We start from the raw sequence: 17,681 nt of genomic DNA on the forward strand, positions 1-17,681 counted from the left end.
CGACCAGACACGAGCGCCTGTCTTCGGACGGGCGCTTTGTGTCTCCGGCCGCATCTCCGCACCGCCGAGAGGATGTCATGAAGTCGATCACCGTCACCGAGCTCGCCGAGCGATCCGGTGTCCCGCTCATCGATGTGCGGGAGGTGGACGAGTTCGCCGCCGGCCACGTGCCCGGCGCCGTCAACATCCCGATGTCCGAGATCGGCGACAGGCTCGAAGAACTGCCGGCAGAGGCGTTCGATGTGATCTGCCAGGCGGGCGGGCGATCGGCCCGCGTCGTCGAAGCGCTCGAGGCCCGGGGCTTCGACGCCACGAACGTCGAGGGCGGGACCGGCGAATGGATCTCGCAGGGGCGCGCCGTCGAGGTACCGTCCGCGTGACCACGCTGACCCTCATCGGCAAGCCCGACTGTCACCTGTGCGACGTGGCGTCCGACGTGATCGACGCCGTCGTCGCAGAGCTGCCCGACGCCGCGGCGGAGCAGATCGAGATCGTCGAGGCGTCGATCCAGGACGACCCCGCGCTGTACGAGCTGTGGTGGGAGAAGATCCCGGTCGTGCTGATCGACGGCGAGCTGCACGCCCACTGGCGGGTGGCGCCCGACCGGCTCCGCGAAGCCCTCGAGGACTCCGTCCGCGACACCGCGGCCACCCGAACGAAGGAATCCCTGTGACCATCCGCCACGTCGTGACCTGGAAGCTCGCCGCCGAAGATGCGGCCGAGCGCGGAGCGCAGGCCGCCGAGGTCGCCCGTCGCCTCAATGCCCTCGACGGCGTGGTGCCGCAGCTTCTCTCGATCTCCGCCGGTGCGAACGCCGCCTACCCGGACACGAACTGGGACGTGACGTTGGTCGCCGACTTCGCCTCCGTCGCCGCGATCGACGAGTACCAGGTGCACCCCGCGCACGAGGAGGTCGCCGCGTACATCCGCTCGGTGGTCGCCTCGCGCGTCGCCGTCGACTTCGAGGTCTGAGACCGCATCGCACGTCGTGCGGCACCGAATCCCACGGTGTGATCGAAGTGGCCGTGAAACACAAACGTGATACGTCTGTCATCTGATGTCATTGGTCACGTGACGAGCCGCATGTTTAGATGATCTCCTACCCGCCTGGGCCCTGCCCTCGTATCACAGGAGCTGACATGCCTCGTCGTAACCTCATCGCCGGTCTCGCCCTCGTGGCGACGGCCACCCTCGCCCTCGCCGGCTGTGCGACCGGATCGAACGACGCGGGAAGCAGTGACGCTCCCGCCGCGGGCGACAAGTACGGTCTGGTCGAGCCGGGCGTTCTGACCGTGTGCTCGGACGTGCCCTACCCGCCGTTCGAGGTGGAGGACCCGTCGAGCGACATCGAGTACTCCGGCTTCGACATCGACCTGCTCGCCGCCATGGCGGCGAAGCTCGACCTCAAGCTCTCCGTGCAGGACGTGGGCTTCGACGCCCTCCAGTCGGGAACGACGCTCGCCGCCGGACAGTGCGACATCGGCGCATCCGCCATGACGATCACCGACGAGCGCAAGGCCAACATCGACTTCTCCGACCCGTACGTCGAGTCGCTGCAGTCGCTCCTCGTACGTGCCGACTCGGGCATCAAGTCGATCGACGACCTCGACGGCAAGAACGTCGGTGTGCAGCAGGGCACGACCGGAGAGACCTACGCGGGCGAGAACGCTCCGGGCGCGCAGCTCGTGCAGTACCCCTCGGACGGTGAGCTGTGGCCGGCCATGCAGGCCGGTCAGATCGATGCGATCCTGCAGGACCAGCCGGTCAACTACGTCCACGAGCAGGACGACCCCGCGTACAAGATCGTCGAGACCTACCCGACTGACGAGACGTACGGCTTCGCCTTCGCCAAGGGGGAGAAGGACGAGCTGCGCGAGGCCCTGAACAAGGCGCTCAAGGAGCTTCAGGACGACGGCGGCTACCAGAAGATCTACGACGAGTACCTCGCGGCCAAGTGACCGGCGGCGTCGGTAGAGCGGGAGGACCTCGACGATGGCGTTGAGGCGTACGACCAAGAGCAAGCTGTATAGGTATTCGGTCTACGCGGTGCTGATCGCGATCGCCGTCTGGGTGATCGTGAGCACCGACTGGGCCAGGATCGCACAGCTGTACTTCAACCCCGAGGTCGCGGTGAAGATGCTCCCGGGCATCATCACCACGGCACTCGTGAACACCTTGTGGTTCACAGCGGTGGCGTTCGTGGGCGGCCTGCTGCTCGGTGTTCTCCTGGCCCTGATGAAGCTGTCGGCGATCGGACCGTTCCGGTGGATCGCGACGTGCTGGATCGAGCTGTTCCGCGGGCTTCCCGCGATCCTCACGATCTTCGCGATCGCGTTCATCCTGCCGATCGGGCTCGGAGTGCCGGCCACGAAGCTCGGCGGACCGGTCGTCCTCGGGCTCATCGGTCTGATCCTGGTCGCCTCGGCCTACATGGCGGAGACGATCCGCGCCGGCATCCAGGCTGTTCCGAAGGGGCAGACGGAGGCGGCGCGCTCCCTGGGCATGTCGCCCATGAAGACGACGTTCTGGATCGTCGTGCCGCAGGGGTTCCGGATCATCATCCCGCCGTTGACCAACGAGTTCGTCCTCCTGTTGAAGGACACGTCGCTGCTCTTCGTGGCGGGTTCCTTCATCTGGTCGAAGGAGCTCACGAACTTCGCCCGTGACGCGAGCACCCAGAACGCGAACGGAACGCCGCTGATCATGGCGGCGATCCTCTATCTGATCGTGACGATCCCGCTCACGCGCTTCAGCGCATGGCTGGAGCGTCGGATGGCGAGGCAGCGATGATCACGGAACTGATTGATGTGCATGCTCCCGCGATCGACGTGCAGGGGCTCGTGAAGTCGTTCGGCGACAACGAGGTGCTCAAGGGCATCGACCTCACCGTCACCCGGGGCGAGGTGGTGTGCGTGATCGGCCCGTCCGGTTCGGGCAAGTCGACCCTGCTGCGGTCGGTGAACCTGCTCGAGGAGCCCACCGGCGGCAAGGTGCTGATCGAGGGGATCGACATCACCGATCCCGATGTGGACATCGACGGCGTGCGCACGCGCATCGGCATGGTGTTCCAGAGCTTCAACCTGTTCCCGCACCTCGACGTGCTCGGCAACCTCACGATCGCGCAGCAGCGGGTGAAGAAGCGGTCCAAGAAGGAAGCCGAGCAGGTCGCGCACGCCATGCTCGAGCGCGTGGGCCTGTCCGAGAAGGCCGACGCCTTCCCCGGTCACCTGTCGGGCGGGCAGCAGCAGCGCGTGGCGATCGCCCGTGCGCTGTGCATGAACCCCGACATGATGCTGTTCGACGAGCCGACCTCGGCCCTCGACCCGGAGCTGGTGGGCGAGGTGCTGCAGGTGATGCGCTCGCTGGCCGACGAGGGGATGACCATGCTCGTCGTCACGCACGAGATGGGCTTCGCCCGGGAGGTCGGCTCGCGCCTGATCTTCATGGACGGCGGGCACATCGTCGAAGAGGGCGACCCGCGCGAGGTGCTCGCGAACCCGCAGCATCCGCGCACGCAGGACTTCCTCTCCCGCGTGCTCTGACTCCGCGTCCGGTCGCACCGCGACCCTCGCGAATGCCGAGACCCCCTGCCGCAGACATCTGCGACAGGGGGTCTCGACGTGAAGCGTGGGGGAGGTCAGGCCTCGACGACCTCGGCATCGGCGGCGTTGCGACGGACGGAGTCGATGCCGTTCAGCGCCGCGGACTTAGACGAGTAGCCCTCGCTGATCGCGATGACCTCGCCGTTGCCGGCCTTGAGGCGGAACCGGTACTCGCCGGCCTTGTCGGTGTACAGCTCGAACGTGCCTGCCATGAGGCTTCCTTTCTCTCGGATGAAGGGAACCCCGCCCCTCGGGCCTCACGCTAGCGCGCGGAGCCGGGCCGGGGGAAGAGCGACGATCAGCCCCGCGGGTGCACGGCGACAGGCTCGGGTGCGACCGCGATGCGCACGCGATCGCCGAACGTCGGATGGATGCCCGGCGCGTGCTGCACGCGAACCAGCTCCCCGGATTCGGTGCGGACGAGCGTGCGGCGCATGCTGCCGAGGAAGGTGCTCTCCTCGACCAGGGCGTCGGTCGCGGCATCCGCCTCCGAGGCGAAGTACACGTTCTCCGGTCGCACGTACACATCGACCGGGCCGTCCGCCGGGGACTGCAGCGGGAGGCGCTGCCCCCACACCGTCACGTGATCGCCGTCGGCGACGCCGGACACGATGCTGGACAGGCCCACGAACGCCGCGACTCCGGCGGTCGACGGCATCGTGTACAGCTGCTCCGGCGAGCCGATCTGCTCGATGCGCCCGGCGTTCATCACGGCGATCCGGTCGGAGACGGCCAGCGCCTCCTCCTGGTCGTGCGTGACGAAGACCGTGGTGATGCCGAGGCGCAGCTGGATGCGGCGGATCTCGTCGCGCAACTGCACGCGCACCTTCGCATCGAGCGCCGACAGCGGCTCGTCGAGCAGGAGCACCTTGGGCTCGGTGACCAGCGCACGCGCGAGCGCGACACGCTGCTGTTGACCTCCGGAGAGCTGATGCGGGAACCGGTCGGCGAAGTCGGCGAGCCCGACCAGTGCGAGGGCATCCACGGCCCGACGCGCGGCCTCCGCCTTGCCGACTCCCCGACGGCGCAGGCCGAAGGCGGTGTTCTCGGCCACCCGCAGGTGCGGGAACAGGGAGTACGACTGGAAGACCATGCCGATGTCGCGCTTGTTGGTCGGCACGCGCGAGACGTCGCCGCCGCCGAGCAGCACGGCGCCCTCGTCAGCGCCCTCGAGACCGGCGAGCACCCGGAGCAGCGTGGTCTTCCCGCAGCCGGACGGGCCGAGGAGGGAGACGAACTCACCGGGAGCGATGTCGAGGTCGACGCCGTGCAGCACCCTGTTGCCGGCGTAGCTCTTGACGATGCCCTGCAGCTCGACGCGGGTGCCCTCGCCGGCCTGGGCGAGCAGCAGGTTGTCCTTGGTGCGCGGCAGCGCGTGGTCGATGGTCATGAGCGGGCCTTTCCGGAGCCGCGGGCGACGCGACCGATGACGAGGAGCAGGAGGAAGACGAGCAGCAGGGCGAGCAGGGTGAAGATCGCCGGTGCATACGGGTCCTGTTTGTTCACGACGACCATGGCGGTCTGGAACACCTGACGGTTCAGGAGCGAGGCGATCGTGAACTCGCCCAGCACCACGGCGATCGAGATGAGTGAAGCCGCGAGGAGGCCCTGGCGCAGGTTCGGTGCGAGCACCTTCAGCACGACCGTCGGCCAGCTCGCTCCGAGCGATCGCGCCGCCTCGGAGAGGGTCAGCAGATCGGCCGCGTCGATCGACGCCTGGATCGAGCGGAACGCGAACGGCAGCACGGTGATCCCGTACGCGAAGGCGAGGGTCCAGGTGCCGGTCCCGAAGGCGCGGCCGATCTGCAGGTAGATCGGTGCGAGGCCGACGACGAGCACGATCGCGGGGATCGAGATCGGCAGCAGCACCGCGAACTCGAAGGCCGGCTTGAGCTTCGGGAAGCGCAGGTTCACCAGGATCATGGTCGGTGCGAGCAGGAGCAGCACGATGGCGACCGTGACGACCGCGAGGATCAGGGAGTTGCCCAGGCCCGTCCAGATGGGCTTGAGCGTGGCCGCGGCCGCGGGGTCGAACAATGCGGCCCAGCGAGCGAACGACAGTCCGCCTTCGGGATCGCGCAGCGTGAAGAGGAACGTCGACAGCAGCGGGACCGCGAAGAACGCGCCGACCAGGATGCCGATGACCCAGCGGGTGGCGAGGGAGGGACCGAGCCGGTTCACGACTGCCACCTCGCCGCGCGTCGCTGCACCAGGGAGTACAGGGCCATCACGACCCCGACGATCACGATCATGCCGAGCGCGAGGGCGCCGGCGAGGTTCTCGCGACCGAGCACCGTCTCGCTCGTGAGAGCCGTGCGGATCTGCAGCGGCACGATCTGCGCACCCTGGCTCGCGAGCGCGGCGGCCGTGGCGTAGGAGGAGAAGGCGTTCGCGAACAGCAGCAGCAGGCTGGCGAGGAACGAGGGCGCGAGCACGGGGATGCCCACGCGCAGCCAGAAGCTCGCCCTGGTGCCGCCGAGTGTGAGGTTGGCCTCGGCCCACTGCGGCTTGAGCGCGGCGAGGGCGGGCATGAAGGTGATGACCATCAGCGGGATCTGGAAGTAGAAGTAGGGGAGGATGAGGCCGGGCAGCTCGTACAGCCAGGTGCCGTTCTCGAAGATGTTGACGCCGAACGTGTCCTTCAGGAACACGGTGATCACGCCCTGGATGCCGATCGTGGCGATGAAGGCGAATGCCAGCATGACGCCGCCGAACTGCGCGAGCACACCGGCGGCGGCGTCCACGGCGGAGCGGGTCCGGCCCTCGGGGTCCATGCCGAGCAGCGCGTAGCAGACGAGCGCACCGATCAGCGCGCCGACGACGGCGGTGAGCAGTGAGAGGCCGGCCGAGTTGCCGAAGGTGTTCAGCACGACGGGATCGGCGAGGGCGGACACGTTCGCCCAGGTGAACGTGCCGTCCTTCGTGAAGAAGCCGGATCCGATCGACAGGATCGTCGGCACCGCGAGGAACAGCACCACGTAGGCGGCGAAGGGGACGAGCCCCAGCCAGGCGAAGGACGGAGCGGACCGCCGGGCCCTCGCATCCTGCGAAGGCCCGGCGGGGGTGACGGGGGCGGACGCCGTGGCATCCGCCCCCGTTGCGGTGAGGGTCGTCACTGGACCGCCGCAGCCCACTTCTCGCCGAGCAGCTTGCCGGCGTTCGTCGACTGCTCCTCGGTCGGGACCACGGTCTCCTCCGGGGCCTCGGGGAGTGCGGCGGCGAGGTCGGCGTCGATCGTGCCGGCGTCCGTCATGGCCTCCATGCGCACCGGGCGGGCGCCACCCTTCAGCCACAGGTTCTGCACGTCGTCGCTGTAGAGGAACTCCTGCCACAGGCGAGCCGCAGCGGGGTGCGGCGCCTCGGCGTTGATGGCCTGGTTGTAGTAGCCGGCATAACCGGTGCCGTCGAACACGACGACCTTCCAGTCCTTGTTGTCGGCCACGTGCGAGGCGTTCAGGTAGTCCCAGTCGAACACGACGGGGGTCTCGCCGCTCGCGATGGTCGCCGTGGTCACGTCGACCTTGAGCAGGTTCCCGGCCTTCTGCAGGTCGGAGAAGAAGTCGATGCCGGGCTGGAAGTCGTCGAGCGTCCCATCGGACTGCACGGTGGCCAGACCGACGGCGGCGAACGCGGCACCGGCCTGCGTCGGGTCGCCGTTGATCGCGACGGCACCCTTGTAGTCGGCCGAGAGCAGGTCGCTCAGCTCCGCCGGCGCAGGGAACTTCGAGGAGTCGTAGCCGATCGACATGTACCCGCCGTAGTCGCCTACGAACAGGCCGGTCGGCTCCTTCAGCTCGTCGGGGATGTCGTCCCAGGTCTGCACCTTGTAGGGAGCGAAGACGTCGGTGTTCTGCAGCGCGACCGTGAGGCCGAGGTCGAACACGTCGGGAGCCGTGTCGAGTCCCTCGTTCGTCTTCGCGGCTTGGATCTCCTCGGCGCTCGACACGTCGGGGGAAGCCTCGTTGATCGTGATCTCCGGGTACTTCTCGGCGAACAGGTCGAGGATCTCGCCGTAGTTCGCCCAGTCGCGCGGCAGCGCGATGACGTTGAGCGATCCCTCGGCCTTGGCGGCGGCCTCGAGGTCGGCGAACGTGCCGAAGTCGGCGACCGACGTCGCGGCGGAGGCGTCGACGTCGGAGTTGCCTCCGTCGGTCGCGTCGGCTGCGCCAGAGCAGGCCGTGAGTGCGAGTGCGGCCGTGGTGGCCAGGGCGATGCCGGCGCCGATGCGCGCGCGGCGGGTGAAGCGAGCCATGAGTGTCCTCTCGGTGTCCGGCGCTGTGAGCCGGTTTCGGGTTGCGAGAGGACACTATGAGGCGGAGGTTGCCGCCCGTCGCGGGTCTGGTGAACGGACGGTGGCGGGCCGGTGGCCGGTCGGGTTGCCGGCCAGGTGCTGCGCGGTTCAGCCCTGCGGAACCGCGTACTTGAAGCCGCGATGGGAGCCCACGTACCCCAGGCGCTCGTAGAACCGGTGGGCGTCGGTGCGCGCCGCATCCGACGTGAGCTGCACCATGGTGGCGCCCACCGCGGGGGCCGCGGCCTCGCCGACCCAGCGCATGACCGCCGAGCCGATGCCCGACGAGCGCAGGCTGCTCTGCACGCGCACGGCCTCGACGAGCAGCCGCCGTGCCCCGCGTCGTGCCATCCCGGGAATCGAGGTGAGCTGGAGCGTGCCGACGATCCGGCCGTCGAGTTCGACGACGAGCAGGTCGTTCGACGGATCGGCCAGGATCTCCAGTAGTCCCCGCTCGTATGCCGGACGGTCCTCCTCGGAGGCCACGTCGCCGCGCGCCGCGCTGATCGGGTCGTCCGCGAGCAGGGCGATCACCGGATCCGTGTCCTCCGCCGTCGCTCGGCGGAGGAGGGCGGTTCCGATGCGCGATTCGAACGGGTGGGGCAGCGGCAGGGCGTCGAGCATGGCACCAGTCTGCCAGCGTGCGCGGCGGGTGTCGGAGCGGATGCGAGCGCGGCGCCGACTCTCTGGAATCATGGCCGGGTGGATATCGGCGCCGTGCTCGGACTGGAGCAGCTCACCTGGGGGATGCTGCTCCTCATCGTGATCGCCGCGTTCTGCGCCGGCTGGATCGACGCGGTCGTCGGTGGCGGAGGGCTCCTGCAGCTCCCCGCACTGCTGCTGATCCCCGGCATCTCGCCTGTGCAGGCGCTCGCCACGAACAAGCTCGCCTCGGTCTTCGGCACCGCGACCAGCAGTGTCACCTACTACCGTCGCGCGAAACCCGACATCCGCACGGCCCTGCCGATGGCGGCCGTCGCGCTGATCGGCTCGTTCGGGGGCGCCGCCGTCGCGACGGTGCTTCCGCCCGCCGCGTTCAAGCCCATCATCGTGATCGCCCTGCTCGTGGTGGCGCTGTTCACCGCGTTCCGGCCGCAGATGGGCGCGGCGACGCAGCTGCGCTTCCACGGCCACAAGCACCACATCATGGCCGGTGCCGCGGGGCTCGGGATCGGCTTCTACGACGGGATGATCGGGCCGGGGACCGGAACGTTCCTCGTGATCACCCTGGTCGCGCTGCTCGGCTACGACTTCCTGCAGGCCAGCGCCAAGGCGAAGATCGTGAACCTCGCCACGAACGCCGGCGCTCTGATGCTGTTCATCCCGCACGGTGCGGTGCTCTGGCTGCTCGGCGGCATCCTCGCGGTCGCGAACGTCGCGGGCAGCTACCTGGGGTCGCGGATGGCGATCTCGCGCGGGACCACTTTCATCCGCGTGGTGTTCCTCGTGGTCGTGATCGCCCTGATCGCGAAGCTCGGTGTCGACGTGTGGAACGAGAACATCGTCCCCGCGCTCGCGCCGATCGGCGGCTGAGGCGTTTCGTCTCGTCGCTGCGCTCCTCGCTCAACGACCGGGATGCGCGGTGCGTCGGCCGTTGAGCGAGCGGAGCGAGACGAAACGCCCGCGAGGACAGCAACGCCGGATCAGGCAGGTCCCTCGCGGAACCGCCTGATCCGGCGTGTGTGCGTCTGCCGCGCGTGGCGGCGGGCGTCAGGCCTCGTCGTCCTCGGGCTCGTAGTCGACGCCGGCCTCGGCGCGCTGCGCGTCGGTGATGGGCGCCGGAGCGGAGGTGAGCGGGTCGAAGCCGTTGCCGGACTTCGGGAACGCGATGACCTCGCGGATCGACTCGGTCTTGGTCAGGTGCTGCAGCACGCGGTCCATGCCGAGCGCGATCCCGCCGTGGGGCGGGGCGCCGAACTTGAACGCGTCGAGGAGGAAGCCGAACTGCTCGTCGGCCTGCTCGTCGCTGATGCCCATGACCTCGAACACGCGCTTCTGCACGTCTTCGCGGTGGATGCGGATCGAGCCGCCGCCGAGCTCGGAGCCGTTGCAGACGATGTCGTACGCGTAGGCGAGAGCGGATCCGGGGTCGGTGTCGAACGTGTCCTGGAACTCCGGCTTGGGACCCGTGAACGCGTGGTGCACGGCCGTCCAGGCTCCCGCGCCGACGGCCACGTCGCCCGAGGCCACGGCGTCGGCCGCAGGCTCGAACATCGGAGCGTCGACGACCCAGGTGAAGGCGAACTCGTCGGGGTTCAGGTAGCCGAGGCGACGGCCGATCTCGACGCGGGCGGCACCGAGCAGCGCACGGCTCTCCTTGGTGGAACCGGCGGCGAAGAAGACGCAGTCGCCGGCTTCGGCGCCCACGAGTTCCGCCAGCCCGGCCTGCTCGGCCTCCGACAGGTTCTTCGCGGCGGGACCGCCGAGCGAGCCGTCCTCGTTGAACAGGACGTAGGCGAGGCCGCGGGCGCCGCGCTGCTTGGCCCAGTCCTGCCATGCGTCGAGCTGCTTGCGCGGCTGCGAGGCACCACCGGGCATGCGCACCGCACCGACGTACTCGGCCTGGAAGACGCGGAACGGGGTGTCCTGGAAGTACTCGGTCGCCTCGACGAGCTCGAGACCGAAGCGCAGGTCGGGCTTGTCGGAGCCGTACTTGGCCATGGCCTCGGCGTAGGTCATGCGCGGCAGGGGCGTGGCCACCTCGACGCCGATCGTCGCCCACATCGCGACGATGAGCGACTCCATGAGCGCGATCACGTCTTCCTGGTCGACGAAGCTCATCTCGATGTCGAGCTGCGTGAACTCCGGCTGGCGGTCGGCGCGGAAGTCCTCGTCGCGGTAGCAGCGGGCGATCTGGAAGTACTTCTCCACGCCGCCGACCATCAGCAGCTGCTTGAACAGCTGCGGCGACTGCGGCAGGGCGTACCAGCTGCCGGGGCTCAGACGAGCGGGCACCAGGAAGTCCCGGGCGCCCTCAGGGGTCGAGCGGGTGAGGGTCGGCGTCTCCACCTCGGTGAAGTCGTCGGCGTGCAGCACGTCGCGGATCGCCTTGTAGACGTTCGAGCGCAGGCGGAGAGCTGCGGCCGGCGACGGGCGACGAAGGTCGAGGTAGCGGTACTTGAGGCGCGCCTCCTCGCCGACGGTCTCGGTGTCGGCGAGAGCCGTGGAGACCTGGAAGGGGAGCGGAGCGGACTCGTTCAGCACCTCGACGTCGGTCGCGATGAGCTCGATCTCGCCGGTCGGCAGGTTCGGGTTCGCGTTGCCCTCGGGGCGCTTCGAGACCTCGCCGGTCACCTTCAGCACGAATTCGTTGCGCAGCGGGTGCGCGATCTCCTCGTCGCGGATGACGACCTGGGCGATGCCCGAGGCATCCCGCAGATCGATGAAAGCGACTCCTCCGTGGTCACGACGGCGATCGACCCAACCCGAGAGGGTGACGGTCTGACCGATGTGCTCGGCTCGCAGAGAGCCTGCCGAGTGGGTGCGAAGCACGGAGTATTCCTTCTGATCTGGGAAATGGGGAACTCGCCCATTCTACGGGGGCGGTTGACCGGTCATCGGCCCCGTCGGCGGCGCAGGAGTCGCCGGATCAGTAGGATCGCCACGACGAAAGGCAGACCCCCATGAACATCTCCGACGGCAACGGCCTCCCCGATCTCTTCGGGGCGATCTTCTCCGGTACCACCGGCCTGATCGCCCTCGTCTTCTACATTCTCGTCGCGATCGGCCTGTGGAAGGTGTTCACGAAGGCCGGGTACGCCGGCATCTGGGCCATCATCCCGATCGTGAACGTCGTGCTCCTGGTGCGCATCGCCGGCCTGTCGGCCTGGTTCGCGCTGCTGTACCTCATCCCGCTGGCGAACCTGATCCTCGCGATCATCGTCGCGTTCAAGCTCGGCGAGCGCTTCAACAAGGGCGGGGTCTTCTCGTTCTTCCTGCTGTTCCTCTTCCCGTACATCGGGTACCTGATCCTCGGCTTCGGGGACGCGCGCTACAGCAAGGCGTGACATGACGGCGTCTCGGCTGCACCTGGTCCGACACGGCGAGGTGCACAACCCGGCTCGCGTGCTCTACGGTCGGCTGCCCGACTATCACCTGAGCACGGCGGGCCGGGAGATGGCGGCAGCGGCAGCCGATCATGTGGCTTCCCTCGACCGATCGGTCGCCGCGCTGTACGCTTCCCCGCTCGAGCGCGCACAGGAGTCGGCCGAACCCTTCGCCGCGCGCTTCGACCTGGTGCCCGAGGTCGACATCCGCCTGATCGAGCCGACGAACGTGTTCGAGGGCGCCCAGATGCGCCGGTCGCTGATGAACCCCCTCAACTGGTGGCATCTGCGCCAGCCGTCGCTGCCGAGTTGGGGCGAGCCGTACTCCTCCATCGCGGAGCGGATGCTGGGCGTGATGGATGAGGCATGGGATGCCGCCCCCGAGGGCGACGTCGTGATGGTCTCGCATCAGGCGCCGATTTGGATCACGCACCTGCGAGTGGCGGGTCTGCCGCTGCGGCACGACCCGCGTACGCGGCGCTGCGCCCTGTCGAGCGTGACCTCGTTCGAGCGCGTCGGCGACGTCTGGCGCGAGGTCGCCTACGCGGAGCCCGCCGCCACGGGCGGCGCGGTGGACGTCGGCGCCGTCTGACGCCCGCGCGGGCGTCTCGTCTCGCTGCGCTCGCTCGACGACCGGGGGCGGAGACCGGTCGTTGAGCGAGGAGCGCAGCGACGAGACGAAACGGCCCGCTCAGGCGAGCGACTGGATGATCCCGATCGCCGCCAGCTGACCGGCGGCCGCGGCCAGCAGCACCGAGGCCATCGGACCCGGCAGCGTCGCTCGGTGCGCGAGGTCCCCGGCCGCGAAGACGCCGGGGAGCGAGGTGCGGCCGAACTCGTCGATCTCGATGCACCCGGACTCGAGCACGCGCAGTCCGAGGCCTGCGGCGAACGGTGCCCGCTGACGCATCGTCCCCGACGCGACGAAGACCCCGGCGACCGCGGCCTCGCCGTCCGCGGTACGCACCCGCACCTCGTCGTCGTCCTTCTCGACGGATGCGACCGGCGCACCGCTCACGCGGGCGCCCTTCGCCTCGAGCAGCCGCCGATCCTCGTCTGAGAACGGCTCGCTCGTCGGGAACACGGTGATGTCCCCGACGATCCTGCCGAGCAGACCGATGAGGTGCTCGGCCCGCGGGGCGGCGCCGAGGATGCCGATCGACTTCCCGGCGTGCTCGTGCCCGTCGCAGAACGGGCAGCTGAACGCGACGGTTCCCCAGAGGTCCTGCAGTCCGGGAACGGCGGGGAGGTCGTCGACGACGCCGGTGGCGAGGACGACCCGGCGCCCTTCGACAGCTGAGCCGTCGGCGAGGTCCACCCGGAAGGCGTCGTCGGCACCCGAGATGCTCGTCGCCGCGGCGTCGCGGATCTCCACGTCGCCGTAGGCGGCGAGTTCCTGACGGGCGTCCGAGCGGAACTCCGCGGGCGGAGTGCCGTCCGCACCGATCATGTTGTGCATGTGCAGGACGGTGCCGTTGCGGTACTCACCCGAGTCCAGCAGGAGGGTCGAGCGGTGCATGCGTCCGAGGGTCAGGGCGGCCTGCAGCCCTGCCGGTCCTGCGCCGATCACGATCGCGTCGTACATGGTGGTCCTTCCGGTGGGATGTTGCGTTCTCGGCCAGTCTGTGACTTCATGTCAACATGAAGTCAAGCGAGGAGCATCCCTGGTCCGTCGGCGACGTCGCCACCCGCTTCGAGCTGTCATTCGTCACGCGACCTGGGGTTTTGATACCTCCAATCTGCACCGGTCGAAGTGACATGACCCGACGCAACCTAGTTGACCCGCGGAATTCCGCGGTTTCGGTGGTTACCGAGGGAGAGTCTTGTGCCTAAGCCCCCGCGCCCGTCGCCTGCTGATCTGACCGACTCTTGGCCGAACACGCCTTCGTTGGACCCTGCTGGTGAGACCGCCCGCCTCCTGGCCGTCAATCTACGTCGGTCTATCGGCATGGCGAGCGTACGATCCGTCGCTGACGATGCGGGTCTCGATGAGGGGACGATTCGCAACCTCCTGTCCGGTGCGCGTTGGTCGGACGTGCGAACGATTGCGCGGTTGGAGGATGCGTTGGGCGTCGCGCTTTGGCCTGTGTACGCGGAGCGAGGGGGTTTGTGGTGAAACTTCTGAGCATCGGTGACGTCGCGCGGGAGATGTCCTTGCCGACCAATGTCCTCCGTCACTGGGAGACCGTTGGCTTGTTGTCGCCCGGCCGTGACTCCGGCGGTCGGCGGAAGTACGACGAGGACCAGATCGTCCGAATCGCTGTCATCCAGCGCAGCAAGAGTGCCGGCATGACATTGGAGCAGATCGGGGTGATGCTCGACGATGGGGCGAGAGAGCGTCATCAGGTACTCCAGCAGCACCTCGACGATATAGACCGGCGCATGGAAGACATGCGACGCTCACGAGAGATGACTGAGCACGCGATGAACTGTCGGTCGCACGATATCGCTACCTGTCCGCGCTTCCGTACTGGCGTCGCAGACGTGATGTCCCGCTTCTAATCTCGACGGCCGATGAGGCGGAGGAGGGGATCCCGTATGCAGCGATCCTCACGATTGCGGACCCGAAGGGGCAGGCTCCGGTGTTCACTCACATGCGCCAGAACCTCAACGCCGTGAACGAGCAAACCGATGACATCAGGACGAGCATCCGCACCCGCGCGACCACGTAGCGCGAGGCTCGGGTCCAGAGGCAATCGAGCGGCGGTTGTGCTCGCTACGCTTCGCGTCGTCGACGTGGATGGTCGTACTCGAAGCGGAGTCCGCCGCCGGTGGTGTGCACGGCATCCGCGTTCGCACGCTCCTCGAACCAGCAGTGTTTGATGATCTCCTCGACGCCGATGCCCGGCACGAGCTTGTCGATGCCGACGACTTCGAGCCCCGCGAAGGTCGTGGCATTGTCCTGCCGGCTGTCGTAGCAGTAGAGCGGCGCCTCGTCGAGGAGGAAGAGGAGAACGGGGCCATGTTCAATGCGGTCATGGTGTCTCGATCTTGGGTTCGCACTTGACGAGGCCCCGCACCACGCGAGTAAAGGGGGCCGAGTCCTGCCACAATGCGGGCACGTGACCGTGAAGACGCGGGATTTCGCGGTCTCCAGGTGGAAGGAGCGCTACCCGTTGGTCTCGGCGATCTGGTCAACCGAAACAGTGCCTTCTACGCCATCTACGTCGCAACCCTCGACGTTGGTCCCGTAGCCGCCTCCGCCGCGGATGGTGTCGCCTACCTCGATAGTTCCAAACTGATCGTTCTCTACGGAAACGGCGTCAGCGCCAAGAATGGTGCCGTACGGCCATTCGATGAGCCAATTGCCAGCGGTGGAGGCCAGGACGAAGCAGCCGTCTCGGAGTTCTACGACACCGTCCACTTCCGCTTCTCGTAGGGCCGAAGGAGCAGAATCCGGAACAAGCACGACTGGGTTCTCGTCGTCGGGCGTATTGCCAGCCCTGTCTGCCGCTGTTGCGCAAGAACTCAGACTGAGGGCGACCAGAACAATTGCGACGAGAGTGGGGAGGATCTTCCTCATGTGCTGATGATTGCATACATATGGGTGAGCCCCTAGGCTCTGGGCACCTTGTACATAGGCGTCAGAAGAATCAATGAAGATTTCAAAGTACAGATCCATAGCCCTGGGTGCATGCGTTGCACTTGTGGCGGCGGCGGTCGGTGTCGCACCGGCGATGGCAGACGAGACGGCCGGTGGTGAAGACGCCACGGTGGTCGTTGGAGGCTCTTCAGCGGCGTCGGCATCGCGGTTGCTGCCGGAGGATGCGAAGGCGCTCGCCGAGGACCTGAAGATCAGCGAAGAGGCTGCTCAACGTCAGTTTGCCGGCCAGCAAGAGTTCCTCGAGGCGCTGACGAAAGCGATAGAGAGTGTCCCCGACAGATATGCCAGCTCCGAGTGGGGAGCTGTCGGTGAAAGCTCCGCATGGGTCTCGTTCACGGGCGCGGAAGACAGCAAGGTTGCCGACTTATTCGCGGACCTTCCCGTCAAAGTAGAAGTCCGGTTCGGGGCAAAGCTCTCCGAGGCCGAAGCAGAGGAGATTCGCCATGAAGCGATGTCCGAGCTCCTGGCTACGGGCACCTTCTCGCAGCTCGTTGGCGAGACGGACCCGACGGCAGGCAGCGTCCGCATTCAATACGAGCTTAAGGATGGAGAGGTAGCCGACTCAGTCATCGCTCGCGCAGTCAGCGCTGTTGTGAAATCCAGCGAGAAGGCCGAAATTGATGTCGTGGAGGCGACCGAAGACATCTCCACCGACCCGGAGCTCATCCGCGGCGGCACGAGCATCTCCGGCTGCACCGCAGGCTTCAACATTCGGATCCTCGGAAGCCCTCAATACAAGGGCTTCGTGACCGCTGCCCACTGTCCCAACGCGGCAGGGACACCGTCTGGCAGCACCTACGGCACGGTCCACCGTGGACAGCACGCGGGCGCTTACGGAGAGGTGCAAAAGCACTCCTCGTCTGATCCTTTGATCGGAAACACGATCATCATCGCCCCCTCCTCCTACCGGTCGATCACGAGCGTGGTCTATCCGTCTGCAGGGCAGTCGATCTGCAACTACGGGAAGACTCGCTCCGCCCATTCATGCACAACGGTCCGGCAGGTCGGGCTTGCGTTCTATGCCAACATTGACGGAACCTCCACCTACATCAGCAGGATGGTGCAGTCCAACGGTGCATTCACCAACCCCGGAGACAGTGGCGGACCCTGGTTCGTTAACAACTCTGCCGTCGGGATTCACTACGGGAAGTTCGGGGGATACTCAACCTTCAGCCAGGCAGGATTCGCTCAGTCCGTCCTAAGTATCGCAATCATCACAGGCTAGGGGCCGCGCCGCTCGTTCCTCCCCAGGGCGCTCCGGGCTGTCGATGATGGAAAGCGACCCCGCAGCGCATCGTCATCATCCGCACGCCGTTCGCGCACGCAGCGCACCAGCGGAGAGCGGAGGTGTCTGCTGAAGATGGGCATAATCCAAAGATTGTGGCGCGCTGTGGGTTGGTCTACTTGTCATCGCTTCCCATGATGTATCGGGTGAGCACAGACGTTCTTCTTGATCCACTCGCTCGTCGCGGCGTGCTTGAGGGACTCGATGCTGAACTGACGAGCTAGGGAAGATGCCCACGCGGAGGGCCGGGAGATCCCGGCCCTCCGCCTCTTCGTGCGAGCGAAAATTCACTCGCACCGGACCAGCTGGTCGTACACTGCGGCGCGCAGAAAGCGCTTGCAAGATGCCCTCGCTCATCGCCAATGGTCTGTGCAAGAACGGATCAACTGTTACGACGAAAGAGTCGGTGCGACTCGGCCATGCGCCGCGTGTTTTCGCGGGTCAGGTGTGTCAGGCGCGAGCCAGGGCGGTCGACGATTGACACGAGCTGCCGACCAACGTCCTGCGGCACTGGGAGTCCGTCGGTCTGCTCCGGCCGCCGCGGGACGGTGCGGGGCGGCGGCGCTACGGCGAGGACGAGGTCGTGCGCATCGCCGTCATCCAGCGCAGCAAGGCCGCCGGGATGACGGTCGAGCAGATCGCGGTGCTGCTCGACGACGGGAGTGCGGGGCGGCATCAGGTGCTCCAGCAGCACCTCGACGACCTCGACCGGCGCATGGAGGAGATGCGTCGATCGCGCGAGATGACCGAGCATGCGATGGGCTGCCGTGCGCACGACATCGCGACCTGCCCGCGTTTCCGGGCGGGGGTCGACGACGTCCTGGCGCGCTTCTGAGACCCCGGCGGAGGGTCC

Annotated in this window: 22 protein-coding genes; 13 read left to right on the forward strand and 9 right to left on the reverse strand. The window is 67.4% G+C overall.

What is annotated here, in order from left to right; translation table 11 throughout:
- The first annotated feature begins 77 nt into the window (after positions 1-77).
- The 6 genes from MME74_RS03920 to MME74_RS03945 all read left to right on the forward strand — a co-directional run bounded on the left by MME74_RS03920 (position 78) and on the right by MME74_RS03945 (position 3,542).
- Entirely contained in the window at positions 78-380 is a 303-nt protein-coding gene (locus MME74_RS03920) for a rhodanese-like domain-containing protein (RefSeq protein ID WP_267417396.1), read from the forward strand.
- Positions 377-673 (forward strand): glutaredoxin family protein, encoded by a 297-nt coding sequence (locus tag MME74_RS03925; protein WP_267417397.1) that lies wholly within the window; start codon positions 377-379, stop codon positions 671-673. Before MME74_RS03920 ends, MME74_RS03925 begins: the two co-directional genes overlap by 4 nt.
- Positions 670-972, forward strand: a complete 303-nt coding sequence (locus MME74_RS03930) for a Dabb family protein (protein ID WP_267417398.1) — start codon at positions 670-672, stop codon at positions 970-972. Before MME74_RS03925 ends, MME74_RS03930 begins: the two co-directional genes overlap by 4 nt.
- Positions 973-1,139: 167 nt before the next feature.
- Positions 1,140-1,958 (forward strand): basic amino acid ABC transporter substrate-binding protein, encoded by an 819-nt coding sequence (locus tag MME74_RS03935; RefSeq protein ID WP_267417400.1) that lies wholly within the window; start codon positions 1,140-1,142, stop codon positions 1,956-1,958.
- Positions 1,959-1,992: 34 nt separating this feature from the next.
- Positions 1,993-2,790 (forward strand): amino acid ABC transporter permease, encoded by a 798-nt coding sequence (locus MME74_RS03940; protein WP_267417401.1) that lies wholly within the window; start codon positions 1,993-1,995, stop codon positions 2,788-2,790.
- A complete protein-coding gene (locus tag MME74_RS03945; RefSeq protein WP_267417402.1) occupies positions 2,787-3,542 on the forward strand; it encodes an amino acid ABC transporter ATP-binding protein in 756 nt (251 codons plus the stop codon). Before MME74_RS03940 ends, MME74_RS03945 begins: the two co-directional genes overlap by 4 nt.
- Positions 3,543-3,637: 95 nt before the next feature.
- On the opposite strand, the gene MME74_RS03950 is transcribed toward MME74_RS03945, so the two are convergent.
- The 6 genes from MME74_RS03950 to MME74_RS03975 all read right to left on the reverse strand — a co-directional run bounded on the left by MME74_RS03950 (position 3,638) and on the right by MME74_RS03975 (position 8,517).
- The gene (locus MME74_RS03950) at positions 3,638-3,814 is read right to left on the reverse strand and encodes a YegP family protein (protein WP_267417404.1); all 177 of its coding nucleotides are present in this window, start codon (positions 3,812-3,814) and stop codon (positions 3,638-3,640) included.
- Positions 3,815-3,900: 86 nt separating this feature from the next.
- A complete protein-coding gene (locus tag MME74_RS03955) occupies positions 3,901-4,992 on the reverse strand; it encodes an ABC transporter ATP-binding protein (RefSeq protein ID WP_267417405.1) in 1,092 nt (363 codons plus the stop codon).
- Positions 4,989-5,783 (reverse strand): ABC transporter permease, encoded by a 795-nt coding sequence (locus MME74_RS03960; RefSeq protein ID WP_267417407.1) that lies wholly within the window; start codon positions 5,781-5,783, stop codon positions 4,989-4,991. The genes MME74_RS03955 and MME74_RS03960 overlap by 4 nt, the downstream gene beginning before the upstream one ends.
- Positions 5,780-6,718 carry an ABC transporter permease gene (locus tag MME74_RS03965; RefSeq protein WP_267417409.1) on the reverse strand — a complete coding sequence of 313 codons (939 nt, stop codon included), beginning with the start codon at positions 6,716-6,718 and terminating at the stop codon, positions 5,780-5,782. Before MME74_RS03965 ends, MME74_RS03960 begins: the two co-directional genes overlap by 4 nt.
- On the reverse strand, positions 6,715-7,854 hold the full coding sequence (locus MME74_RS03970; RefSeq protein WP_267417410.1) for an ABC transporter substrate-binding protein: 1,140 nt from the start codon (positions 7,852-7,854) through the stop codon (positions 6,715-6,717). Before MME74_RS03970 ends, MME74_RS03965 begins: the two co-directional genes overlap by 4 nt.
- Before the next feature lie 147 nt (positions 7,855-8,001).
- Positions 8,002-8,517 carry a GNAT family N-acetyltransferase gene (locus tag MME74_RS03975; RefSeq protein WP_267417411.1) on the reverse strand — a complete coding sequence of 172 codons (516 nt, stop codon included), beginning with the start codon at positions 8,515-8,517 and terminating at the stop codon, positions 8,002-8,004.
- A 123-nt stretch (positions 8,518-8,640) separates the two neighbouring features.
- On the opposite strand from MME74_RS03975, the gene MME74_RS03980 reads away from it, so the two are divergent.
- Positions 8,641-9,426 carry a sulfite exporter TauE/SafE family protein gene (locus MME74_RS03980; protein WP_267418515.1) on the forward strand — a complete coding sequence of 262 codons (786 nt, stop codon included), beginning with the start codon at positions 8,641-8,643 and terminating at the stop codon, positions 9,424-9,426.
- Positions 9,427-9,603: 177 nt separating this feature from the next.
- Here MME74_RS03980 and aspS read toward each other — a convergent pair whose 3' ends face one another.
- Positions 9,604-11,385 carry an aspartate--tRNA ligase gene (gene aspS / locus MME74_RS03985; protein WP_267417412.1) on the reverse strand — a complete coding sequence of 594 codons (1,782 nt, stop codon included), beginning with the start codon at positions 11,383-11,385 and terminating at the stop codon, positions 9,604-9,606.
- Positions 11,386-11,516: 131 nt separating this feature from the next.
- Here aspS and MME74_RS03990 point away from each other — a divergent pair, with 131 nt between their 5' ends.
- Positions 11,517-11,900 carry a DUF5684 domain-containing protein gene (locus tag MME74_RS03990; protein WP_267417413.1) on the forward strand — a complete coding sequence of 128 codons (384 nt, stop codon included), beginning with the start codon at positions 11,517-11,519 and terminating at the stop codon, positions 11,898-11,900.
- 1 nt (position 11,901) lies between these two features.
- Positions 11,902-12,531, forward strand: a complete 630-nt coding sequence (locus MME74_RS03995; RefSeq protein WP_267417415.1) for a histidine phosphatase family protein — start codon at positions 11,902-11,904, stop codon at positions 12,529-12,531.
- Positions 12,532-12,630: 99 nt separating this feature from the next.
- On the opposite strand, the gene MME74_RS04000 is transcribed toward MME74_RS03995, so the two are convergent.
- A complete protein-coding gene (locus MME74_RS04000) occupies positions 12,631-13,524 on the reverse strand; it encodes an NAD(P)/FAD-dependent oxidoreductase (protein ID WP_267417416.1) in 894 nt (297 codons plus the stop codon).
- Positions 13,525-14,051: 527 nt separating this feature from the next.
- Between MME74_RS04000 and MME74_RS04005 the strand changes: the two genes are divergently transcribed.
- Together MME74_RS04005 and MME74_RS04010 are read left to right on the forward strand one after the other, a co-directional pair.
- Positions 14,052-14,441: a MerR family transcriptional regulator gene (locus MME74_RS04005; RefSeq protein WP_267417417.1), complete on the forward strand. Its 390-nt coding sequence runs from the start codon at positions 14,052-14,054 to the stop codon at positions 14,439-14,441.
- A 238-nt stretch (positions 14,442-14,679) separates the two neighbouring features.
- Complete coding sequence (locus MME74_RS04010; protein ID WP_267417418.1) at positions 14,680-14,946, forward strand: hypothetical protein; 267 nt, start codon at positions 14,680-14,682, stop codon at positions 14,944-14,946.
- A 102-nt stretch (positions 14,947-15,048) separates the two neighbouring features.
- On the opposite strand, the gene MME74_RS04015 is transcribed toward MME74_RS04010, so the two are convergent.
- Positions 15,049-15,462, reverse strand: a complete 414-nt coding sequence (locus MME74_RS04015) for a hypothetical protein (RefSeq protein WP_267417419.1) — start codon at positions 15,460-15,462, stop codon at positions 15,049-15,051.
- A gap of 73 nt (positions 15,463-15,535) precedes the next feature.
- Here MME74_RS04015 and MME74_RS04020 point away from each other — a divergent pair, with 73 nt between their 5' ends.
- Positions 15,536-16,768, forward strand: coding sequence for a S1 family peptidase (locus MME74_RS04020; RefSeq protein ID WP_267417421.1), 1,233 nt, complete (start codon positions 15,536-15,538; stop codon positions 16,766-16,768).
- A 547-nt stretch (positions 16,769-17,315) separates the two neighbouring features.
- Positions 17,316-17,663, forward strand: a complete 348-nt coding sequence (locus MME74_RS04025; RefSeq protein WP_267418516.1) for a MerR family transcriptional regulator — start codon at positions 17,316-17,318, stop codon at positions 17,661-17,663.
- The last annotated feature ends 18 nt before the right edge of the window (positions 17,664-17,681 follow it).

Source organism: Microbacterium oxydans (assembly GCF_026559675.1).
GTDB classification, from domain to species: Bacteria; Actinomycetota; Actinomycetes; order Actinomycetales; family Microbacteriaceae; genus Microbacterium; species Microbacterium oxydans_D.